The organism is Kitasatospora sp. NPDC086009 (assembly GCF_044540385.1).
Taxonomy (GTDB): Bacteria; Actinomycetota; Actinomycetes; order Streptomycetales; family Streptomycetaceae; genus Kitasatospora.
Window position 1 is genome coordinate 1 of sequence record NZ_JBITSA010000037.1, and the last position, 21558, is coordinate 21558.

The 21558-nt window shown below is 71.9% G+C and carries 20 protein-coding genes; 14 read left to right on the forward strand and 6 right to left on the reverse strand.

Annotation, left to right across the window (positions count from 1 at the left end; translation table 11 throughout):
• The coding region (locus ACIF6L_RS38085; protein ID WP_396491845.1) for a transposase at nt 1-236 on the reverse strand (236 nt) is incomplete at its 3' end.
• 994 nt (nt 237-1230) lie between these two features.
• Here ACIF6L_RS38085 and ACIF6L_RS38090 point away from each other — a divergent pair.
• Nucleotides 1231-1422 carry a hypothetical protein gene (locus tag ACIF6L_RS38090; RefSeq protein ID WP_396491846.1) on the forward strand — a complete coding sequence of 64 codons (192 nt, stop codon included), beginning with the start codon at nt 1231-1233 and terminating at the stop codon, nt 1420-1422.
• Between the two features lie 358 nt (nt 1423-1780).
• On the opposite strand, the gene ACIF6L_RS38095 is transcribed toward ACIF6L_RS38090, so the two are convergent.
• Entirely contained in the window at nt 1781-4042 is a 2262-nt protein-coding gene (locus tag ACIF6L_RS38095; RefSeq protein WP_396491847.1) for an HAD-IIB family hydrolase, read from the reverse strand.
• Nucleotides 4043-4330: 288 nt separating this feature from the next.
• Entirely contained in the window at nt 4331-4675 is a 345-nt protein-coding gene (locus ACIF6L_RS38100) for a hypothetical protein (RefSeq protein WP_396491848.1), read from the reverse strand.
• Between the two features lie 408 nt (nt 4676-5083).
• Here ACIF6L_RS38100 and ACIF6L_RS38105 point away from each other — a divergent pair, with 408 nt between their 5' ends.
• The 7 genes from ACIF6L_RS38105 to ACIF6L_RS38135 all read left to right on the forward strand — a co-directional run bounded on the left by ACIF6L_RS38105 (nt 5084) and on the right by ACIF6L_RS38135 (nt 11140).
• Nucleotides 5084-5251 (forward strand): hypothetical protein, encoded by a 168-nt coding sequence (locus ACIF6L_RS38105; RefSeq protein WP_396491849.1) that lies wholly within the window; start codon nt 5084-5086, stop codon nt 5249-5251.
• A 113-nt stretch (nt 5252-5364) separates the two neighbouring features.
• Entirely contained in the window at nt 5365-5904 is a 540-nt protein-coding gene (locus tag ACIF6L_RS38110; protein ID WP_396491850.1) for a hypothetical protein, read from the forward strand.
• A gap of 989 nt (nt 5905-6893) precedes the next feature.
• Nucleotides 6894-7100: a hypothetical protein gene (locus ACIF6L_RS38115; RefSeq protein WP_396491851.1), complete on the forward strand. Its 207-nt coding sequence runs from the start codon at nt 6894-6896 to the stop codon at nt 7098-7100.
• 257 nt (nt 7101-7357) lie between these two features.
• Nucleotides 7358-8626, forward strand: coding sequence for an ATP-binding protein (locus ACIF6L_RS38120; protein WP_396491852.1), 1269 nt, complete (start codon nt 7358-7360; stop codon nt 8624-8626).
• A 1296-nt stretch (nt 8627-9922) separates the two neighbouring features.
• Entirely contained in the window at nt 9923-10276 is a 354-nt protein-coding gene (locus ACIF6L_RS38125; protein WP_396491853.1) for a hypothetical protein, read from the forward strand.
• A 52-nt stretch (nt 10277-10328) separates the two neighbouring features.
• Complete coding sequence (locus ACIF6L_RS38130; protein WP_396491854.1) at nt 10329-10559, forward strand: e9imm peptide; 231 nt, start codon at nt 10329-10331, stop codon at nt 10557-10559.
• 362 nt (nt 10560-10921) lie between these two features.
• Nucleotides 10922-11140, forward strand: coding sequence for a DUF6199 family natural product biosynthesis protein (locus tag ACIF6L_RS38135; RefSeq protein WP_396491855.1), 219 nt, complete (start codon nt 10922-10924; stop codon nt 11138-11140).
• Between the two features lie 226 nt (nt 11141-11366).
• Here the strand turns inward: ACIF6L_RS38135 and ACIF6L_RS38140 are convergent, their stop codons facing one another.
• A complete protein-coding gene (locus tag ACIF6L_RS38140) occupies nt 11367-12341 on the reverse strand; it encodes a zinc-binding dehydrogenase (RefSeq protein ID WP_396491867.1) in 975 nt (324 codons plus the stop codon).
• Nucleotides 12342-12439: 98 nt separating this feature from the next.
• On the opposite strand from ACIF6L_RS38140, the gene ACIF6L_RS38145 reads away from it, so the two are divergent.
• From ACIF6L_RS38145 to ACIF6L_RS38165, 5 genes are all read left to right on the forward strand, one after another.
• Complete coding sequence (locus ACIF6L_RS38145) at nt 12440-13075, forward strand: helix-turn-helix domain-containing protein (protein ID WP_359838158.1); 636 nt, start codon at nt 12440-12442, stop codon at nt 13073-13075.
• Nucleotides 13076-13868: 793 nt separating this feature from the next.
• On the forward strand, nt 13869-14924 hold the full coding sequence (locus ACIF6L_RS38150) for an ABC transporter substrate-binding protein (protein ID WP_396491856.1): 1056 nt from the start codon (nt 13869-13871) through the stop codon (nt 14922-14924).
• Between the two features lie 7 nt (nt 14925-14931).
• Nucleotides 14932-15756: an ABC transporter ATP-binding protein gene (locus ACIF6L_RS38155; RefSeq protein ID WP_396491857.1), complete on the forward strand. Its 825-nt coding sequence runs from the start codon at nt 14932-14934 to the stop codon at nt 15754-15756.
• A 212-nt stretch (nt 15757-15968) separates the two neighbouring features.
• Entirely contained in the window at nt 15969-16733 is a 765-nt protein-coding gene (locus ACIF6L_RS38160; protein WP_396491858.1) for an ABC transporter permease, read from the forward strand.
• Between the two features lie 344 nt (nt 16734-17077).
• Nucleotides 17078-17968: a TauD/TfdA dioxygenase family protein gene (locus ACIF6L_RS38165; RefSeq protein WP_396491859.1), complete on the forward strand. Its 891-nt coding sequence runs from the start codon at nt 17078-17080 to the stop codon at nt 17966-17968.
• 110 nt (nt 17969-18078) lie between these two features.
• Here ACIF6L_RS38165 and ACIF6L_RS38170 read toward each other — a convergent pair whose 3' ends face one another.
• Together ACIF6L_RS38170 and ACIF6L_RS38175 are read right to left on the reverse strand one after the other, a co-directional pair.
• Nucleotides 18079-19413 carry an LLM class flavin-dependent oxidoreductase gene (locus ACIF6L_RS38170; RefSeq protein ID WP_396491860.1) on the reverse strand — a complete coding sequence of 445 codons (1335 nt, stop codon included), beginning with the start codon at nt 19411-19413 and terminating at the stop codon, nt 18079-18081.
• A gap of 121 nt (nt 19414-19534) precedes the next feature.
• Nucleotides 19535-20755, reverse strand: a complete 1221-nt coding sequence (locus tag ACIF6L_RS38175) for an ROK family protein (protein WP_396491861.1) — start codon at nt 20753-20755, stop codon at nt 19535-19537.
• A gap of 225 nt (nt 20756-20980) precedes the next feature.
• On the opposite strand from ACIF6L_RS38175, the gene ACIF6L_RS38180 reads away from it, so the two are divergent.
• Complete coding sequence (locus ACIF6L_RS38180; RefSeq protein ID WP_396491862.1) at nt 20981-21445, forward strand: hypothetical protein; 465 nt, start codon at nt 20981-20983, stop codon at nt 21443-21445.
• Nucleotides 21446-21558 lie beyond the last annotated feature (113 nt).

Here is a 21558-nt window from a genome sequence, read left to right on the forward strand (position 1 = left end):
TTCCAGGCGGCCAGGCGCCGCCAGCAGGTCATGCCCGAGCCGAAGCCGAGCTCCTGGGGCAGGTACTCCCACTGGATGCCGGTGTGCAGCACGAACAGGATCCCGCACAGCGCCTGCCGATCCGGAACACGAGGTCGCCCCTGCTTCAGCTTCGGCGCCGGCCCGGGCAACAACGGCTCGATCAAGCCCCATAGTTCGTCCGACACGACCCACGGACGAGACTCCCTCTTCCCCACGAACGGACCAACGAGCACATCAACCGACAGTCACGCGACTACGACTTTTGTTAGGGCCTCTAAGCATCGGCTGCGGCTGCGGCCCGCGTTGCGGTCCACCGCCGGTGCAGCTGAATTGCCCCAATTCGTGCCTTCCCGGAGTAACCTGGACAGCGCCGGAGGACTTACCGGCAGGACGATCACGAGGAGGTGCAGATGCAGATCAGAGAAGCAGGAGCCCTGATTCTGCGGCTCGTGATCGCGAAATCTCGACCCGGCCCTTCGGCCGAGGGATAGCGGGATCGCTTGGGCGTCGGGGGTGCAGGTACAAATCCTGCTGATCAGCTCAGCTTCCATGCAGGGCGTGGGCCGTTTCCGCAGAAATGCGGGGGCGGCCTTTTTGCGCCACGACCACGAACCGCGCCACCGCGCCCCAGCGCCCGGGCCGGCTCTGTGGCTTTGGCGGGGCGCTGTCGCCAGACCGTGGCGCCCGCGCCTGTCGGCTGGATATGGGGCCGCTCATGTCACATACCCCGCATCAAGTCACATGCCCCGCATCAAGCCGCAGGCCACTGACCCGAAAGAACCGACGGTGCCACCGGGCCGGCGGTGACGTCGGCGATACGGCGCCGGACGGGGCAGGGGTGGTGTCCGGCTACGGGCGGGGAAGGTGGCCGCAGCCCTCCGGCGAGGTTGGTGGAGCGGGGCTGCATGTCGGAACTGCTCGTCGGCGGCCGCGTCGTCGCGTTCCACTCCCCCGGCCGGCCCGACCAAGGCCCGCGGGTCGTCCCGCCGGGTCACGGCCGTGGGGATCCGTACGCCGTGCCGCCTGCCTGATTCGTCGACGTTCCAGCCTCCCCCATCACGCATGCCGTAACACTCGCGCGGCCCCCGGTAACGTCCAGGGCCTGGCGTCCACCTCACGGCCACCAACACGAGACACGCCTGCAAAACGGTCGTCATGACGATACGTCACCCTTGAGGTCAGAGGATGAAGACCGAAAGGAACCTTGGAATGAGCGACTATTTGACACTCGTCACCGCCCTGATCCCACTCCACAGCCGCGCCGACAACGGCTCGGGCCCGCCGCTTCGCCATCCCGGCCACCAGGCGGACCGGCTGGCCGGGATGGCGAAGCGTGACGGCCCCCCGACCGCCACCCGCCCGCGGCGCCGCCCCTTCGGCCGGAGGCCGTCCTTCGCGTAGTACCGCCCGCCGGGGGCGACGGCCGGCCGGGCGCACGGGACCCGGGCGACACGGGACACTCCGAACCGCGATCCGTCGCCATGAGGAGAGGTCTCCGGCGTCCTGCCCGTCCGTCAAGAACTCGCGGCGGCATGGTGACTACCCCCCGACAATCCGCTCGGCGGCGGACGAGGCAGGGGGCGTGTCGGCGTGACGGCACGGAACGAATGGTGTCCTACCCGGGGGCGGCCCGTCGCAGGTCATGAACACCGCACACGCATGCGGGTGGGACGTGGCGACGTCGCACCGGTGGGGCCCCTCCACCAGCCTGCGCCGCCGGTTCCGGGGCACGAGCGCCAACGGCGGGCTCCGCGCACCGTCACCGCTCGGCGACCGACATGGCGTCGGAGCCCTCCCGGGAGGCATCACGGGAGGCATCCGGGGAGTCGTCGCCGCGGATGGCGGCGGTGATACCGGCGGCCCAGACGGCGGGATGGTCGTCGCCGAGCAGGTCGGCGAGGCGTTCCAATCGCCGACGGCGCTCGTCGGACCCGAGGGTCAGCGCCCGGTGCAGGGTGTCCGCCAGGTCCTCGGGTGAGTGGGGGTCGGTGAGCAGCGCAGCGGCACCGAGTTGGGCGGCTGCTCCCGCGTGGCGGGAGAGAACCAGCACCCCGGAGCGGCCGACGGCCCGCTGGGCCGCGATGAACTCCTTCGCGGTCAGGTTCATCCCGTCCTGCAGGGAGGTCACCCAGAGCACGTCGGCGTCGAGGTAGTGGTCGATCACCTCGGCGAAGGGCAGGCTGCGCGGCAGATACTCGACGGGCTTCCAACTCCCTTTACTCCACGCCTGGTTGACCTCAGTGATCCGACTCTCCAGCACTTGCCGGGTCACGTCGTACGAGGTGATGCCGGGCTCGGGAGGCGGGCAGACCAGCCGGAACCGCAGTCGTCCCCGCAGCTCGGGACGCCGGGCGAGCAGGGACGCGACGGCATCGACCTTCTGCACGGGGGCCTTGGCGTAGTCGAGCCGTTCGACGGAGAGCACGAGCGGCCCGTCGGCCGAGCCACCCCGGGGACGGTCGGTAGGGGCCTCCGTTCGGGCCGGGGAACGGGTACGGACGCTGGCCCGGGCCGCCGAGGCGATGGCCTCGCGGTCGATGCCGAGCGGGTGGACGCCGATGCGCGGAACGTCGACGCGGGCCGCGCCCGGGCTTGCGACGAGGGTCCGGCGGAAATGTTCGGCGAAGGTCTCGGTGTGGAAGCCGGCCCAGTCCAGGTGACTCAGCGAGGCGCGGATCTCGGTGGCGGTGGGCAGGGCCGCGAAGATCTCGGGCGCGGGAAACGGGGTGTGGTGGAACAGGCCGATCCGCAGGTCGGGGCGGACCGGGCGGAGCAGTCCGGGGACGAGCCACAGGTTGTAGTCGTGCAGCCACACGGTGGCGCCCGGTGCCGCGCGGGCGGCGATGTGGTCGGCGAAGCGGGCGTTCACCTCGCGGTAACCGGTCCAGGTCTCCGGGTCGAAGCGCAGCCGCTGGGGCTGCGACATCAGCACCGGCCAGAGCGTCTCCTTGCACGCTCGGTGGAAGTAGGCGGCCCATTCGGCGGGAGTCAGCGGTACGAAGGAGAGCGGCAGACCGGTGTCGTGCCCGTCCAGGCGGCCGGCACGGGCGTGCGGTCCGAGAACGGCGGCGGTGGCCCAGATCGCCTGCGGGTTGGCGGCGAACAGGCTGCGCAGGGTGGGCAGGATGCCGTTCGGGCTTGCGGGCGGGCGCCAGCCGCCGGGTGTCAGGCGGACGGGCGGGCGGTGGTAGCCGACCACGAGTGGATAGTCGCGCTCGATCCAGCCGAGCTCTTGCAGGGCAGCCAGGATGCCGGCGGCGCCGGGCCGGTCGGGGCGGCGGACGGCTCGGTCGTCGGGGACGGCGGCGAGCAGGGCGGATTCGGCATTGCCGACGATCACACCGTGCGCGCCGAGCCCGTACAGCGACAGGTCGTTGAGGGAGTCACCGGCGACCAGGACGGAACTCATCGGCCAGTTCTGCTGGGCGGCCAGCGCCGCCAGCGCGCCGCCCTTGCTCGCACCGGGCGGGAGCACGTCGAAGTAGCGGTCCGCCGAGTAGAGCCAGCTGCAACCCAGCGCCCGGACGGTCTCGGTGAGTTCCGGGGTCAGCTGGTCCGGGCGCAGGTGGAACGAGCAGCGGCCGTCCTGAGCCACGCCGTGCTGGTAGACCAGCGCCGGGAAGCGCCGCAGCGCGGCCCTTACGCGTTCGGCCCCGGGCCAGCCGCTGCGCAGTCGGTGCTGCAGGTCCGCGACCGGGCTCTGGTCGGTGCCGTCGATGACGCTCGCCCCGACATCGGCGATGATCCAGCGCGGTCTGGGCACCAGCGGCTCCCGCAGCACCTCGCGTACTGAGGAGAGCCCGCGGCCGGTCGCGAAGACCACGGTTACCTCCGGGTGCCGGGCCAGGGCATCGTGCAGCCGGCGGCGGTCGGCCCGGTCGCCGCCGAGCAGCGTGCCGTCCAGATCGGTGACCAGGACCCTCGCCGAACGTCCCGCTCGGGGTGGTGCGGTGGTCGTCCGCCCGGCAGCCCACCCGGTCCGCTGCTCCGCCGTCCGCCGATTCGTCTCCGGTGCTGCCATGGTGGTGCCCCCTCGCCGATCGCCCCGTGGAGCTGCGCTCCGGCCGACGGGCCTGGGCGCAGCTCGGATCAGGATCATCGGACGCTAACACGAGCCGAGCACCGAGTGAATCGGGCGTGGAACGGTGGTGACGCACGGCGTGGGGCTCGGTGGTGCGCCAGGCGCCGATCTGTGCGCCGGGCGCCTGACGGTCGGCCGTCACACTGCCGGACAGGGGCAGGGCGGTCACACCGTCGGGGCGTACCGCCCCTGCCGGTGAAGGTGAAGTCGGAGGGGGTGGTGCCGGGATCAGACGGCGTGACCCGCCCGCGCTTCCGGTGGGTTGCCGCCCAGGCAGGTGAGCGGCCCGCTGCCGGTGAACATGATCGTTCCCGAGGTGTGGTGCAGGTCGAGCGACACGCAGGCGGCGAGTGCGCCGCTCGCGCTGAGGGAGACGGACGGGTCGAGGGGTGCCGGAGGCGGGACGGCCAGTTTCAGCCTTGGGGTGAAGGTGACGGCCTCCGTGCCCAGCGGACACGCGACGGCGGTCGTGGTTGCGGCGGGCAGGGTTGCTGGGGCCCACTCCCCGACGGCGGTCGACGCCGCCGTGCAGGACGCGGTTGCGCGGGTGCCGCGAGCGAGGCTCCGGTACACGGGGGTTCTCCTCGGTCGTACGAAGGGGAGCGCCCGCGCGAAGTGACTCCGCACCGGCCGGGACGGTCCTACCGGGCCGTTGCCGAGAAGGCCTCCCTGCGCGACGCCGGACGGCACAGACCCCGGAGACGGCCCGAGTGCCGAGAATCGCCGAGGCGCTCAGGGCGACTGCGGCGGCGGTCGCGCCTGGCGACCGGCCGATGCCCTCCACGGCGTTCCGTCTGACGTCAGTGTCGGAGCGCCTTCTCACCTGCCCGGTGTCCCGCTCACCGAGCAGTCGGGGCCGCGCCGGCAACGACACGGCGTCGCCCCGGGGCGCGCGACGCATCCACGTGCGCCTCTGGGCGGGTGGGACGAAGTGAGCCATCATGACCTGACCCCGGCGCGCTGCCGATGCTTGGAGACAGAATGCGTTTCCCGCTCCGACTCGCCGCAACACTGTCCACCGCCCCGGCCACACTCCTGCTACCGGCCGGCTCCGCCCCACACCGACCGAACAGCCAGCTCGACGCCTGCGCCACGACCGGCGTCGCCGAACTCGACTACACCGGTGACGTGGCGATCCTCGACCTGTGACTGCACCCTCACCAGGGCCCGGGCGGACCGGGCGGCGAAACGTCGGCTGCACCGCCGCCGACCGCCGAGCAACAGGCCCTGGAACCTTGAATCCTCATGAAAGGGGCTCCTCGATGAAGTGGAACTCTGTCATCGCCTCGTTCGGCGCGCTGGCGCTGGCGGCAGCCACGGTCGCGGCCGGCTCGCCGGCCCGGGCGGCCGTGGGAGACGTCCTGTGTACGGCACCCAGCAGCGACTCTTCCACGTACTCACCGCCGCTGGACCTGACGCCCGCCAGCACCACCGTGACGATCACCCGCGACCTGAACACCTGCACGTCGCTGAGTGTGCCCGCCATCAACTCGGCACCCGTCACCGTCCACCAGGTGACCATTCCCTCCTACTCGTGCCTCACCCTCCTGAACTCCGCCCCCACCGTCATCAGCTTCACCTGGAACACCGGCGCGACCAGCGTCGTCACCGGCACCAGGACCGTCAACCTCGCCGCCGCCGCGCTCACCACCACGGTGACCGGAACCGTCACCTCCGGCCTGTTCACCGGCGACACGGTCGTCTACCAACTCGTCGCCCCCTCGACCGCCCTCCTCGCGTGCACCCTCGGTCTGGGCACGGTGTCCAGGATCGACAGCGTCGCCACCCTCACCATCAGCTGAGTCGGCCCCCGCACCCCGACAGGACCGGGCGGACGATCAGCGCGGGCGCAGCCGACTGAACGGCCCTCAGATGACGGACAGGGCTGACCTGCCGCATCCGCCCGCCACGGGCGCGCAGGATCTGGGTATGACCGCTTCACGTGCCGAGAACCGCTGCTGAGGGCGTTGCTCCCGGGAGCCACGTGGAGTGGCGACAGCCTCGCCTCGGCAGTCAACGCACCGGGCGTGGGGAGCGGGCCTGCGGGGCGCTACCGGCGACCGGCGGTAGCGCAGTGGTCCAGCGGCTCCGTGCCCGGCGCGGAGGTGCGGGTAGTGGCGGCGGAGGCGTTCAGCCCTCGGCTCGGCCGCGAGATGGCCCTTTCGCGGCGGGCGATGCGCCCAGGCTGGCGGAACGGAACCCGAAAGGCTGCCGCCTGGAGGCCGCCTGCGCCTCCTGGCAGAACCTCCTGACCGCGAGGCAAGGAATTCGACGCTTTGAGGGTGCCCAAGTCGGTACTGGCGGCGAGACCCGCCGTGGTAGGCGAGTCGAACGTGTACACGGTGCCGTTGCCGTCGCTGACCTTCCAGAGCCTGGTAGCGGTCGAGCGGCCGCAAGCGCCCCCGACTCCCGGAATCGTTCCCGCGTCCCGGTTCGCGAGGGATGCGAGCGAGCTCGAGAACGTGAGGACGGCACCAGAGCCCTTGGGGCGCACCTGTCGCAAGCCGCCCGCACCGCCAGGCTTCCTACCGCCCGCCGCCGCCCGCTGCGCAGGTCCTTCGCCTCCACCAAGTCGGCCAGTCCGCTCGGGGTGCGTCTGCTGCGTTCATCCGGAACTCCCCACCCAGTCGAGGTGTACGGCGTACATCTGACGTCGACGTAAGGCGTACGCCGCACACTCGGCCAGATGAACCGGTCAGCGGACAGAGGCGCGGCGGGCACCGCCCAGCCAGGAAGGAGTGCTGCGGGCGGCGGTCTCGTTCGCCGACGCGCCGGGACGGACACGATCAGCATGCGCAAGCTTGCCCAGGAGCTGGGCGTGGTGCCGATAGCGCTCCACAAGCATGTGGCCGACAAGGACGAACTCCTCGACGGCACGGTGAATCTCGTCGTCGGCGAGATCGGCCCGCCAGGCGCGGGCGAGTGGCAGCGCACGATGCGGGAGCGCACCCTCGCCGCGCGCCGGGTGCTGCTTCGCCCCCCTGGACCGTCGGCGTGATCCAGTCCCGAACCAGTCCGACCCCGGCCGTGATCGGCCACCTCGGCTCCGTCGACGGTCGGCAACTGCCGTGACCAGGCCGAGTTCGAGTTCGCGCTGGACGTGATCCTGAGCGGCCTGGAACGACCGAGGCGGCCGAGGGGCGCCAGCGCCTCTTAGCCGACGGATCGCACCCTCGGCTCCGCCCTCCGGGCGAGCGGGTGGGCGGTGGAGGGGCGATGATGGAAGCCCCGGAATCGTGGCGTTCGAGGCTCGGTATGGCGGTGTGGCACGTTCGGGAATTCACTCCCGACGATCTCGAAGCGGTGGTGCGGCTCGACGGTGAGAGCGCCACCACGGACCGACCCGCCGTCTTCCGGCTCTCCGAGCTCGTCGCCGCGCTGCAGGCGCAGAATCCGAGCGTCGTCGCGGTGGCCGACGGGCGTCTGGTGGGCACGGCGGTGGGCCGGGTGGACGGGGACCGGGCCTGGGTGCTGCGGATCGCGCTGCACCCCGCCTGGCGGAACCTCGGGCTGGGGACGGCGCTGCTGTCCGCGCTGGAGCACCGACTGCAGGATGCCGGGGCGCGAGTCGTCGCGGCCCTGCTGCCCGAGGAGGAGACCGGCGCCGCAGCGCTGGGCAACTCCGGGTTCCGTCCTCACCGGGGGCTCACCTACTTCGAGAAACCGCAGGCGGTGACTGGCCAGGGCACGACGGTGCTGGCCTCGCTGGGCGCGATGGTGCCCGAGGCCCGCCTCTGGGGGCAGCTCACGGGGATGGCCGACGAGAAGCGGCTCATCGAACGGCGACTGGTGCTGCCGCTGGCCAATCCCGAACTCGCGGACGCCCACGGGGTGGAACCGCCGCGCGCGGTCGTGCTGTTCGGCCCGCCGGGCACGGGCAAGAGCACCTTCGCCAAGGCCGTGGCCGGCCGGCTCGGCTGGCCGTTCGTAGAGTTCTTCCCCTCGCGGATCGCTTCGGAGGACGGGCTCGCCACGGGGCTCGGCCGCCGCTTCGAGGAAATGGCGCAGCTGGACCACGTGCTGGTCTTCATCGACGAAGTCGAGGAGGTCGCCGGCACCCGCAGCCTCGCCGATCCCGCGTCGGTAGGCGTGGTCAACGAGCTCCTCAAGTCGATCGTGCGGTTCCGCGACCGGGAGGGCCGGCTGCTCGTCTGCGCCACCAACTCGGTGGCCGCCCTGGACCCGGCGTTCCTGCGCCACGGCCGGTTCGACTACGTCCTGCCGGTGGGGCCGCCGGACCACGAGGCCCGCAACGCCCTCTGGGCCGGCTACACCGCCAGGACGGGCACGGCGGCCGACACGGCTGTGCTGGCCGACGCCAGCAGCGGCTTCACCCCCGCAGACATCCGGCAGGTCGCCATGGCGGTCGCCCAGGCCGTCTTCGAGCACACCCTCGACACGGGGGAACGCACCGAACCCGGCACCGAGGACTACCTGGACGCCATCCGGCGCACCCGGCCGACCGTGACCGAGGAGATGGCCCGGGAGTTCGCCGGCCAGGCAGTCCGCTACGGGCGCACCTGAGGCGGCCCGGGTCGGCGGTCGCCCTCGGTCGCTCAGCTGATCGGCCGTAACGGTGTCGAGCCCGCCTCCAGTGGACGACCGACCATCCGCCCTCACGCCGTGAGGTCGACCGCGCCCGCGCCGGCCGAGGTCCTCGCCCGCATCCGCGCCGGACTGATCGGCGAGGGAGAAGTCCTCCACGGCCCGTACGGCCCACGCCGGATCACCTACGCCGACCACACCGCCTCCGGCCGCCCGCTCGGGTTCGTCGAGGACTTCATCCGGGACGCCGTCCTGCCGCGCTACGCCAACACCCACACCGATCCACAGGTTGGACGCCTTTCATCGCGGGGCCACTCTTCAAGCGGCCGTGGCGGTGAAGTTGGGCCACCGGGCGGGCGCGTCAACTCCCTTACGGAATTGCTCGGCCAATGTGTTGCGGAGGCAGTCCTGCGCTCGACGACGCCGGCAGCCGCACGGGCAGTCCCCGGGGGCGGCGGAGGTGTTGCCGCTCCGTCTGCGGAACGTGAGCCTCGGACCCGCGGCGGCACCGCCAGGCCCTCAAGGAGCCGGCGGGGCCGCAGCGATGAACGTGCTGTGCCTCGCGTAGTCGGTCTCAGGAGGGCGGTCGGCGATGGACGAGGGCGCGGCGCGACACACTTACTGAAGCCAACGCGGGCAGCGACGACGCGGCTGGCGAGCTCCTGGCCCTCGCCGCGGCCAGCCCCGCCGACGCCAACCTGTACCTGCACGTCCTCACGGTCCTCAAGAAGCCCGCATTCGCGCTATGGCCTAACCCACACCAGGCCACCACCGTGCTCACGGCGATGCGTTCCCACCGCCTCGCCGAGCCCGAGCCCAAGGCCCGCGTCAGGAACCGCGCGATGCTGTGGCTCCTGGGTATCGCCCGGGCGGCGGGCCGCGCCGACGACCTTCAGCTGCTGACGGAGGCGGCCACCGCTCCGTGCTCCTGGGACGAGGCCCATAACCAGCGGCCCCCGCAACAGGCCACCCTGAACTGGCTGCGCACCCTGAGAGGCTCCGGGGCTGCGGAGGTCGCAGACGTGCTGCGCCGATTCGGAGGCGGCCAGCCACCTCCAGGAACTGACCTCCCAGTCGGGCGTCGACATGGCGATCCGCTCGGCCGTCCACCCCCTCCCTCCGGAGCAGCGATGACCATCCCCGTGCCACCGCTCGCCGCCGATCGCCCATCGGGGGCTGGCGCCGTGGGCGCGGCCGCGCGCGTGGCTGAAGTCGAGGGCCGCCGTGCTGGCCCTGCCTCGCTCCCGGCGTTGCCTCATCCTCACCGTGCACGACGTGCGCACCGACGTGCCGCCGGGGACGCCGTTCCACGTCTTCCTCAACGGCCCGAGCAGCGACCTCGACCCGGAGGGCCCCTACTTCGTCGGCTGGATCTCCTTCTTCGGGGCGGCCGAGGTCGACAGCGAGCACGAGCACGGCGGCGGCCACGACATCCACTTCGACGTCACCGAGCAGGTCCAGCGGCTCCAGGACCAGGGGCTGCTGCCGGACGGTCCGCTCACGGTCTCGATCGTGCCGTCCGTCCCGCAGCCGGCGCCGGGCGCGCCCGAGGGTGCCGAGGCCGCCCCGGGAGCGCCCACGGCCGGGCCGCACCCCAGCTTCGGGAACGTCAGCCTCACCAGCATCTGACAGCTGTGCGGCCGACGTTGCAGGTCGATAGGCTCCCCTTCGCCTGAAAGGGGTGACCGCAGTGGTGATGGCTCGCGAGACCGCCGTGGCGATGCTGCAGAGGGCCATGGACGCGGACTACGCCACCGACGCCGAACTTGCCCAGGCCTTGGCGGCGTTGGACAGGGCTTTCGGATGCCCAAGCGGCTCTGTCAGCGACTTGGTCTTCTGGCCGAAGGGACCGGCACCAACGGCTGCGGAGGTTGTCGATCAGGCTCTGGAGTACCGGCCCTTTGCACTCTGAGGACGGTCTTGGGCTCGACGCCGGACGACCACGGCTGCTGCGCCGCGGAACATCCTCTGCCTCCCCGGGCGCCGGCCGCCCGTGCCCGCTGGTCACCGGTCCGCCGAGGGGCACCCGTCGGTCCCGGCGCCTCGCGCACCCGACGACCGCACCGTGCCCCGGAGGAAGCTCCTACCGGCTCATCGGGTCCGTTCTGCCCACGCCGAACGGACCCGATGAGCCGGCGCCCGCCGCCACGGCGATCATCGCCGGTAGTCGGCGATGCCTTACGGACTCCCTTCTTCATGCGAGGTCCGCAGGGCAGGCGTCGTATGAGAGAGCATCAGATGAGACGGCGCCCACAGCGGCCTACGAGGGGACGGATGTTCATCGTGGTGGCGTGCTTGGTGTTCGCCATGGGGCTTGTTCAGGTACTGCGGCCCCAGCTCATGTGGGGGGGGGTGAACCGGCGGCTCCAGCAAGGGTGGGTGAAGGACCCCGATGGCGCGGAGCCCACGCGCAGGGGTTACACGATGCAGCGCGTGGTCGGGATCGTGTTCCTCGCTGTTGCCGTATGGATCCTCATCTCCCACCTGAGGTGAACCCCTGGAGAGCGGGGGTGGCCAGGGGTGGGCGTCAGCGTGCGTGCAGCCTGCCGGGGTGGCCACCAAGGTGGCCCCGAGGAGGCCTGACCTCGACAGCGGCAGCCGGATGCGCCGCCCAGCCGCTACACGCTCCGGGAATGCGTGCCCTGTAGCCAACTTCGACGCTCACCCCTGCGCGGCACGCTGGTGCACCAGTAGAACCCACGTCACGGGCGGCGGTGCGTCACGGTGTCAGGACGACCCGCCCGAAGACCTCGCCGGCATCCATCAGCCGGTGGGCGTCTGCCGCAGCTTCGAGTGGGAGGACGGCATGGACGACGGCGCTGAGGTCACCTCGCACCGCGGCCTCCAACTGGTCGGCGCGTATCCGGGCCAGGTCAGCTCGCGGCACCGTGTCCAGACTGAAGGTCGCGACCGACAGCGACTGCCGGAACCGGCTCAGCAGCGCCGACCCGAAGTCCGCCGGAGGCGGCCCGGCGACGAGGCCGACCAGCACGAGCCGACCACGGGGTGCGAGCCGCGCGAGGAACGAGGGCAGCGCCGGCCCGGAGACGATGTCGACGATCACATCGAAGCCGGCCGGCTCGGGACCACGCGTACTGTTCCCGTCACGGTCGAGCACGTGTGTCGCGCCGTACTCCATCAACCGCTCGCCCCGCTCGGCTGACGACGTGGTCACCGCGACTGCCCGTGCACCGGCCCGGGCCGCGATCTCGACGGCTGCGATGCCGATGCTGCCGGCCGCGCCACGTACCAGCACAGTCTCGCCCTCGGCGAAGTGCGCCTGCTGCAGGGCGAAGTGCGCCACCGGGGCGGCACTGCCGAGTGTCACCGCATCGACGGGCGTCAGGCCGGCGGGCAGCGGCGTGACGTTCGCGATCCGCGCGACCGCGTACTCGGCGTAGCCGCCGGAGAGGCCGGTGAACGCCCAGACGCGTCGGTTGAGCCATGACGCCTCGACACCCGCTCCCACGGCCGCGACCGTCCCGGCCACCTCACTTCCCGGCACCAGACCGTCGCGAGGCATGGCCGGGCCGAGCGCGCCCAGCGTGCCGCGCCGGATCACCGCGTCGACTCCGCCGACCCCGATCGCCGCGGTCCGGATGACGACCTCACCTGCGCTCGGGCTGGGGACGGGGACATCGACGACCTCCATACCGTTCGGGCCGCCGAAAGTACGGATCGAGACTGCTCGCATGCATCGCTCCTGACTGGTTCGGGCCGGTTGACTCCCGTACGATCGAACGTAACGGACGGATGCGTCCACTTGCTGTTGTGAGAGAGATCGCCTGAAAGATGACTCACCTGCTGCGTGTCGACGCGAGGGAGAACCGCGATCGTGTCCTCGCCGCGGCCCGGGCGCTCTTCGCGGAGTCCGGGCTGGGGGTGACGATGCGACAGATCGCCCGGCGTGCGGACGTCGGGCCCGCGACCCTCTACCGCCGGTTCCCGACGAAGCAGGACCTGGTGCTCGAGGCGTTCGAGGAGGAGCTCGCCGAGTGCAGCTCGATCGTCTACGACGGCACCGCCGACCCGGATCCGTGGCGCGGGCTCTGCGACGTCATCGAGCGCGCCCTGCTCCTCAACGCGCGCAACCAGGGCTTCACGGACGCGTTCATGTCGGCACACCCCGACATCGTCGACTTCGAGGCACACCGCGAGGAGTTGGGCCGCGCCGTCTCGACCCTCATCCGCCGCGCGCAAGCTGCGGGCCGGTTGCGTCCGGACTTCGTGCTCGATGACTTCGTCGTCATTCTCCTCGCCGGCCGCGGACTGACCGCCGCGCCCGCCTCCACGCGCGACGCAGCGGCACGACGTCTCGCGGCTTTCATGATCGACGGCCTCCGCGTCGCCGACGCCGAGCCAGGCACCCGCGCCAGTAGCGCCGCGCGAACGGGAAGCTCCGGACCGCGACCCCGACCTCGATCGTGAAGAGCCGCCATGACACCAGCGCCGCGCCGGTGCAGCCACCGACGCGTGTTGCCGGCGCGGCAACACCGCGCCCGCCAGCCGAGGCGACGTCGTCATCTTCCGTCGTCACCTTCCCCACTGCCCACCTGGTCGGCTCGCTGAGCGAGTCGCCCGGTGCCGGGCAGGCAGCGGTCCCGGGGACGGAGGGGCCGGTTGTCGGCGCAGGCGGCGCGGGCGGCGTAGGTGGTGCCAGGCGATCGGCGTCCGTGGGGATCACCGCGGTCCGGCGATCGATGCCGGTCTCCTCGGCCCGGGAGCACTCTGCGCGGGAGGTGCCGATCACCTGGTCGGTCCTCGGGCCCGGCCGCTGCCAAGCCGGCCGGCACCGCGCCGCGGTCTGCAGGCGCGTGGCGCTACTCCCCGCGGCGGCGGGTTTCTTCCGGCGGCTGAACATTCGTTGACCTGCTCCCGGTCCGCTGCCAGGCTGTCGGTCGTGAGCCAATCCGAGCGCCTTGTGGGCCGCCTGCACGTCGATCTGCGACGGCACGCGAGCGCCATCTGTGCTGCCTGCCACTGACCGGCGCTCCGTCGCGCTGACGCGCTTCTCTCACCTGCCGGCCTGAACCGGCGCGGTCTCCCCACCGGCGCGGTCTCCCCACCGGCGCGGCCGCCGCTTCGGCCCTGTGTGCCGGGTGGTCCCGTCCACCGCCGACCGTCCACCACCGGCTGTTCACCCGCCTCGCCGCGTGACGCGCAGTCCTGCTGCCCGTCCCCGTCGGCGTACCTTGCCGACCCCGCAAATAAAGGATCACCCATGCCCGTGACCTCATGGCCCACCCCCCGACCCACCTCCCGACGCCGCTTCCTCACGCTGGCCGCGGTCGCGGCGGCGGCGGCCGCCTGCGGCCGGGCGACGGCGGCAGGCGGCGGTGCCGAGACGAAGAAGCTCCGCTACCAGGGCTCGGTAGGGCAGGTGACGCTGCCCGAACTCGCCGCGGATCTCGGCTACTTCGGCGACGTGAAGCTGGAATGGGTGGGTAACACGATCAGCGGTCCGCAGGACATCCAGTCGGCGGCAACCGGGCAGACGGACTTCGGCGGGGCGTTCAACGGTGCCGTCGTCAAGCTGATCGCGGCCGGGGCGCCGGTGAAGGCGGCGATCAGCTACTACGGCGTCGACGCCGCCTCCTACAACGGCTACTACGTGCTGGAGGACAGCCCGATCCGCTCCGCCCGGGACTTGGTCGGCAAGAAGGTCGGAATGAACACGCTCGGCGCCCACGCCGAGGCGGTGCTCGACACCTACCTCCAGCGCAACGGCTTCGCCGCCCCGGAGTTGCGCCGGGTCGAGCGGATCGTCGTGCCCCCGGTCAACACCGAGCAGTCGCTGCGGCAGAGGCAGATCGAGGTCGCCTCGCTGGGCGGCGTCCTGCGGGACAAGGCGCTGGCGGCGGGCGGGATCAGGCCGCTGTTCAGCGACTTCGACCTGCTGGGTTCCTTCAGCGCCGGCACGTACGTGCTGACCGACAGGTTCCTCCAGCAGAACCCGAACACGTCGAGGGTGTTCGTGACGGGAGTCGCGAAGGCGATCGAGTGGGCCAGGACGACGCCGCGCGAGGAGGTGATCGCCCGCAGCACAGACATCATCAAGCGCCGTGGCCGCAACGAGGACGCGGCGGCGCTCCAGTACTGGAAGTCCTTCGGCGTCGCTGAACCCGGCGGCCGGATCACGGATCAGACCTTCCAGCTCTGGATCGACTGGCTGACGGACCACGGTGAGATCAAAGCCGGGCAGGTCAAGGCAGCCGACCTCTACACCAACCAGTTCAACGGCTATTCGGCCGCCTCGCCCACCGCCGACAGGAGCTGAGCCCGCGATGACCGATCACATCAGCTTTCGTCAGGTCACCAAGACCTTCCGGGTACGGGGGCGCGCCGGGGACCGTCGGCACTCCGGATTCGTCGCCCTCGACTCGATCGAACTCGACGTTGCCAAGGGCGAGTTCCTGGCAGTGGTCGGGCCGAGCGGATGCGGCAAATCCACCTTGCTGGACCTCCTCGGGGGTCTGGCGGCGCCGACCTCCGGCGAGATCCTCCTCGACGGCCGACCGGTCACGGGGCCGGGGATCGACCGCAGCATCGTCTTCCAGCAGTACGCACTGCTGCCGTGGCGGACGGCCCAGGGCAACGTGGAGTTCGGCCTGGAGGCCGCCGGCGTACCGAGACGTCAACGCGCCTCCAGAGCACGGGAGTACCTCGACCTGGTCGGTCTCACCGGCTTCGAGGACCGTCACCCGCACGAACTCTCCGGCGGCATGAAGCAGCGGGTCGCGATCGCCCGCAGTCTCGCGTACGACCCGGCCGTGCTGTTGATGGACGAGCCGTTCGCGGCGCTCGACGCGCAGACCCGCGAGTCGCTCCAGGACGAACTGCTGCGGATCTGGCAACGGACCGGCAAGACCGTCGTGTTCATCACCCACGGCATCGAGGAGGCGGTCTACCTGGGCGGCCGCGTGGCGGTGCTCACCTCGCGCCCGGGCCGGCTGAAGGAAGTCGTTCCGATCGAACTGGGTGAGCGCGCAGTCGGCCAGGACCTGCGCTCCAGCCCGGAGTTCGCCCGCTACCGCCACCAGATCTGGAGTCTGCTGCACGACGAGGTCAGCCGTGCGCAGCAGTTGGAGAGAGAGGTCAGCCGCGTATGACCGACCTGAACCCGCGCCCGGGGGTGGCCGTGCGGACGGCCTCCGCCCGACCCCGACCGGTGGCCGAGCCGGCCACGGGCAGGGCGTCGGCCCCGAAGCCGGTACTGCACCCCGCCCCCGTTTCGCCTGCCGAGCCGAAGGACCGGGCGCCCGGTGGCACGGACACGCCGGTGTCGGCGCCGGCCCACCGGCCTGGGCTGCTACGGCGCCTCGTGGGGCTGCTGCTGAGCGGCGCGACGAAGTCCGTCGCGATCGTCGCGCTGCTACTGCTCTGGGAGCTCGCCCCACGCTTCGACCTGGTGGACCCGACCTTCCTGCCGCCGTTCAGTGAAGTGCTGGACGCCTGGTACGGACTACTGCAGAGCGGCCAGCTGGCCGACAACACCCTGGCCAGCCTGACCCGTTCGCTCAGCGGATTCGGCCTGGCGGTGGTGATCGGTGTGCCGCTCGGCCTGCTGATCGGCTGGTACCGGCCGGTGGCCAACCTGCTCAGCCCGCTGTTGGAGCTGTTCCGCAACACGGCGGCGCTCGCCCTGCTCCCGGTGTTCGTGCTGATCCTCGGCATCGGCGAGACGTCCAAGATCTCGATCGTGCTGTACGCCTGCCTCTGGCCGATCCTGCTCAACACCATCAGCGCGGTGCGCGGTGTGGACCAGACCCTGATCCGGCTCGCCCGCTCGCTGGACCTCTCCGCACCCCGACTGTTCGAGAAGGTGATCCTGCCCGCCTCGGTACCGGTCATCTTCACCGGCGTCCGGCTCGCCGGGGCGGTGTCGATCCTGGTGCTGGTGGCCGCCGAGATGGTGGGGGCCAAGGCGGGGCTCGGCTATCTGATCAACGCGTCGCAGTACAACTTCGCGATCCCGCAGATGTACGCGGGCATCGTGACGATCTCCGTCATCGGGCTGGTCTTCAACCAGCTGTTGGTCGAGCTGGAGCGCAGGTTCACGGCCTGGCGTGCCCCGCTGGGCAGTTGAGAGGTGTGATGTGAGTACGCAACAGGAGTTCGCGGCTGACGTCCTGGTGATCGGTGGCGGCGCGGCGGCCAGACCTGCGTCCGGTGCGAGGCCGACTGCCCGGTGGCTGCGCTGTTCATCGCCCCGTACACCCACCCGCAGCCGCAGGACCCGGCCGTCCGTGACGACCGGCGGCTGACCGAGGCCGGGCAGCTCGGCAGCTACCGCGCGCAGATCGGCTGGGCCGGGGCCGGACCCCGGGCGCGCTGCGAGCGATCGGCCCGGCCTCGGGGCCGGCCGGATCGGCCACCCCCGTCACCACCTCCTGAATGTCCGCACCGTACCCACCGTTTGAGGGAGAACCGATGACCAGCACCTTCGAGATCCGCAAGATTGGCGGCCGGATCGGCGCCGAGATCCTCGGCGTCGACACCGCCGCCGCACTCGACGCAGCGACCGTCGACAGGCTCAACGCCGCGTTGGTGGAGCACAAGGCGCTCTTCTTCCGCGGCCAGCAGCTGGACGACGACGGCCAGACCCGCTTCGCCGCCAACTTCGGCACCCTCACCACCGCGCACCCGACCGTCCCCGCGCTCGACGGGCAGCCGAACGTCCTGGCGGTGGACAGCGAGGACGGCGGCCGGGCCAACCGCTGGCACACCGACGTGACCTTCGTCCGTACGCCTCCGAAGGCCAGTACCCTGCGCAGCCTGATCGTCCCGCCGTACGGCGGGAACACGCTGATCGCCAACACCCAGACCGCGTACCAGGACCTGCCGGAGCAGCTGCGCGAGTTCGCCGAGCGGCTCTGGGCCGTGCACACCAACGACTACGACTACGCGCAGGGCAAGGAGCTGGACGCCGCGGACCGGGAGCGCCGCCGGGTCTTCACCGCCCGCAAGTACCGCACCGTCCACCCGGTGGTACGGGTGCACCCGGAGAGCGGGGAGCGCGGGCTGTTCATCGGCGGCTTCGCCCAGTCGGTCGTCGGCCTGCCGACCGCCGAGTCCCAGGACCTGCTGCGCAGTCTGCAGGCGTACGTGACCCGGCCCGAGAACGTGGTCCGCTGGCGCTGGGAGCTGGGGGACGTGGTGCTGTTCGACAACCGCGCCACCCAGCACTACGCGCCGGACGACTACGACGACCTGCCGCGCCGCCTGCACCGCGTCACCGTCGCCGGTGACGTCCCGGTGGGCGTGACGGGCGAGTCCAGCCAGGTACTGGAGGGTGACGACGCCTCGCACTACACGTCCTGACCGGCAGCCCGGCCGCGCGGAGTGCTCCGTGCGGCCGGCGCCACGGGAAGGCCCGGACCGAGCGGTCCGGGCCTTCCCGTGCGGCCGGGCGCCGGCCCGGCGTGCGGCCGTTACGGCGTGGTGTACCGCCCGACCGGCCGCGGCAGACCGTAGTGCTCGCGCAGGGTGCTCCCGGTGTAACCCTCGCGGAACAGGCCGCGTGCCCGCAGGATGGGGACCACCTGCTCGACGAAGTCGTCCAGGCCGCCGGGCAGGACCGGCGGCATGACGTTGAAGCCGTCGGCCGCGCCCTGGGTGAACCAGGTCTCGATGTGATCGGCGAGTTGCTCGGGAGTGCCGACCACGACCTGGTGGCCCCGGCCGCCGCCGAGCCGCCCGACGAGTTGGCGCAGGGTCAGCCGGTCGCGAACCGCGAGGTCGCGGATCAGCTCGAAGCGGCTCTTGGCACCGTTGATCTCGGTGACCGGCGGCAGTGGCGGCAGCGGCTCGTCAAGCGGGTGGTCGGTGAGGTCGACGCCGAGCACGGTGGAGAGCACGCCGACCGCGCGGGCCGGGTTGATCAGCTCGTCCAGCTCCTGGTCCAGCGTGCGTGCCTCCGCCTCGGTGGAGCCGAGGACGGGGACGACGCCGGGCAGGATCTTCACCTGGGCCGGGTCGCGGCCCGCCTCGGCAGTCTGTCGCTTGAGGTCGCCGTAGAAGGCCTGCCCCTCCGCCAGCGTCTGCTGCGCGGTGAACACCGCCTCCGCCCAACGGGCGGCGAAGGCCTTGCCGTCGTCCGAGGATCCGGCCTGCACGAGCAGCGGGTGGCCCTGTGGGCTGCGCGGGATGTTCAGCGGCCCGCGCACCTGGAAGTGCTTGCCGACGTGGTCGATGTCGTGCACCCGGTCCCGGGCGGCGAAGGCCCCGCTCGCTCGGTCCAGCAGCAGCGCGTCGTCCTCCCAGCTGTCCCACAGCGCGGTGACCACGTCGAGGAATTCGGCGGCCCGCTCGTACCGGACGGCGTGGTCCTGGTTGGCGCTGCGGCCGAAGTTCTGGGCGGCGCGGTCGCCGGCCGAGGTGACGATGTTCCAGCCGGCCCGCCCGTGGCTGATGTGGTCCAGCGAGGCGAACTGCCGGGCCAGGTTGTAGGGCTCGGAGAAACCGGTGGAGACGGTGCCGATCAGGCCGATCCTCGTGGTCACCGTGGCCAGCGCGGTGAGCAGGGTGAACGGTTCGAAGTGGCTGATCAGGCCCCAGCCCCCGTCGGAGCGGGCCTCGACGCCGTCGGCGAGGAACACCGAGTCGAAGGAGGCCGCCTCGGCGGTCCGGGCGAGCCGCTGGAAGTGCGCGATGTCACCCGCGGCGGAAGGGTCGGTGCGGGGGTGGCGCCAGGCGGCCTCGTGGTGGCCGACACCCATCAGGAAGAGATTGAAGTGGAGTTGGCGCTCGGCGGGATTTTCGGGCATGGCGAAACACTCCGGAGCTCGTAAGACGGGCGGGGGAAGGGATCGACCCGATTCTCCGGCCCGCCCTCCGGCCGTTCAACGATTCACCTGGCGGTGGAATTAATGCGCCGTTGACGAGGGCTCACCGCATCGCCCGGGCGGTCGAACTCCCGGCCGTCCGCAGCTCCATCGGACGCTGGTAGACGCTGTCGAGCACCCCGGCGCAGGCGGCGACCGCCAGCACCTCGACGCCGAACGCCGTCGCCGTGACCAGCTGTTCGGGTGCCGCGTTGGAGTGCAGCCGGATCTGTGCCGCCAGATACGGGCGCAGGCAGGACGCCACCGACATCCCCGCCTCACTGACCACCAGAACCTCGGGGTTGAGGACGTCCAGCAGCAGGCCGGCGGCGGGCGCGACGAGCCGGAGCCGCTCCTCGAAGAGCCGGATCGCGGTGGGGTCCCCGGTGCCGGCCAGGTCCAGCAACAGGCCGAAGTCGGGGCCGGGGATCAGGCCGAGGGCGTGGGCCCGGCGGGCGAGCGTCCGGTCCGCGACGGTGGCCTGGAGGCAGCCGGTGCGCCCGCAGCAGCAGGGCTCGCTGGAGCCGGGTACGGCGAGGTGGCCGATGTCGCCCGCGCGAGATCGCCGCCCGAGCAGCACGCTGCCGCCGGTGGCGATGGCCGCGTCGACGACGTTGCCGACGAACAGCTGGACGAGTTCGGTGGCCGTGCTGCCGGCGCCGAACAGCAGCTCCGCCCGGGCCAGCGCCCGGGCGTGGCTGTCGACGTGCACCGGCAGCCGGGTGGCGTCGGCCAGGACGTCGCGGACGGGGACGTCGTGCCAGCCGAGCGGGCCGTGGGCGACGACGCTGCCGCTCTCGGAGTCCACCCAGCCGCCGGTGACCACTCCGAGGCCGAGCACCGAGTGGCCGGTGGCCCGGCGGGCCAGGAAGCCCGGCAGGTACGCCCGGATGGCTCCCAGGACCGCAGCGGCGTCGCCACGCCGGGGCAGGCGCTCGTGGGCGACCACCCGTCCGCGCAGGTCCAGCAGGGCGAAGGTGAGCCACGGCACGCCGATGTGCACCCCGCAGGCGAGGTGGTGACGGGTGTCGATGTCCAACGGCAGCTGTGGGCGCCCCGCCCTGGGCGGACCGTCCGGCGGGGGCAGTACGCGCAACAGCCCGAGACCGGTGAGGTCGGCGGTGTGCCGGGAGACGGCGGCCGGGCTGAGGCCGGTGGCCCGGCCGACGGCGCTGCGGGTCAGCGGGCCGCCGGTCAGTACCGCGCGCAGCACGGCCCCGGCCCCGCCGCCCTCGGTGGGCGCCGGGGTCCTGCCGTGCGCGGGCGGGGCAACCAGGGAGAGCATGCGGTCGATGCTCCCAGCGGCGTGTTGCACGGGCGTGGCGCGGGCGTGAAACGGCCCGGCCCGGCGCCCGACCGGGCCGGCCCGCCTCCGGCATCGGTGCCTGACGGGCCCCGGCGCCCGGACCCGACCGCCACCCGCTCAGCGTCTTGTTGGTGCCGCGCTCTAGGATCAACTTCGTGTACCGAACACCGGTACGACACGTGAACGCAGCAGGGGGGGACCACGATGAAGCGGACGAAGACGCGCACGCTCACCGCAGCGGCCGGGGTGCTGGGGGTGACCCTGGCGTTCGCCGGGACGGCATCGGCGCAGTCCGCCGACCCTGCACCGGCCTCGGACGAGCCCTTCGGTCAGCCGGGGACGGGCCAGATCCTGCCGCCGGCGCCGGACGAGGACACCATGTTCTCGATCCCCGACTGGATCGGGAACGGCGGCGCGGTGACGGCCTCGGTGATCGAGACGCTGCCGATCACCGTCACCGTCGGCTGTCAGGGCGGCGGTTCGGTACAGGTGCACGTCGGCGGTCTGGCTCCGGCCGACTTCACGGTTCAGTGCCCGGTGGACTCCGTCGGCGTCGGCTCGGTGGACATCCCCGCCCGTCCCGGCCGGGACTTCCAGTTCACCGTGCACACCTCGGACCCGTCGATCCACTGGGGCATCAACGCCCTCCAGATCCGCTCGGCCAACTGACCCGGATCCCGGGCCCCAGACTCAGCCCCGCATGCTCCGGGGACCGGTAACGGCCGTACCCGACCCGCCCCTCGGGTGAGCAGTTCTGGAGCGGGAGGAGCACCTGAACGTGC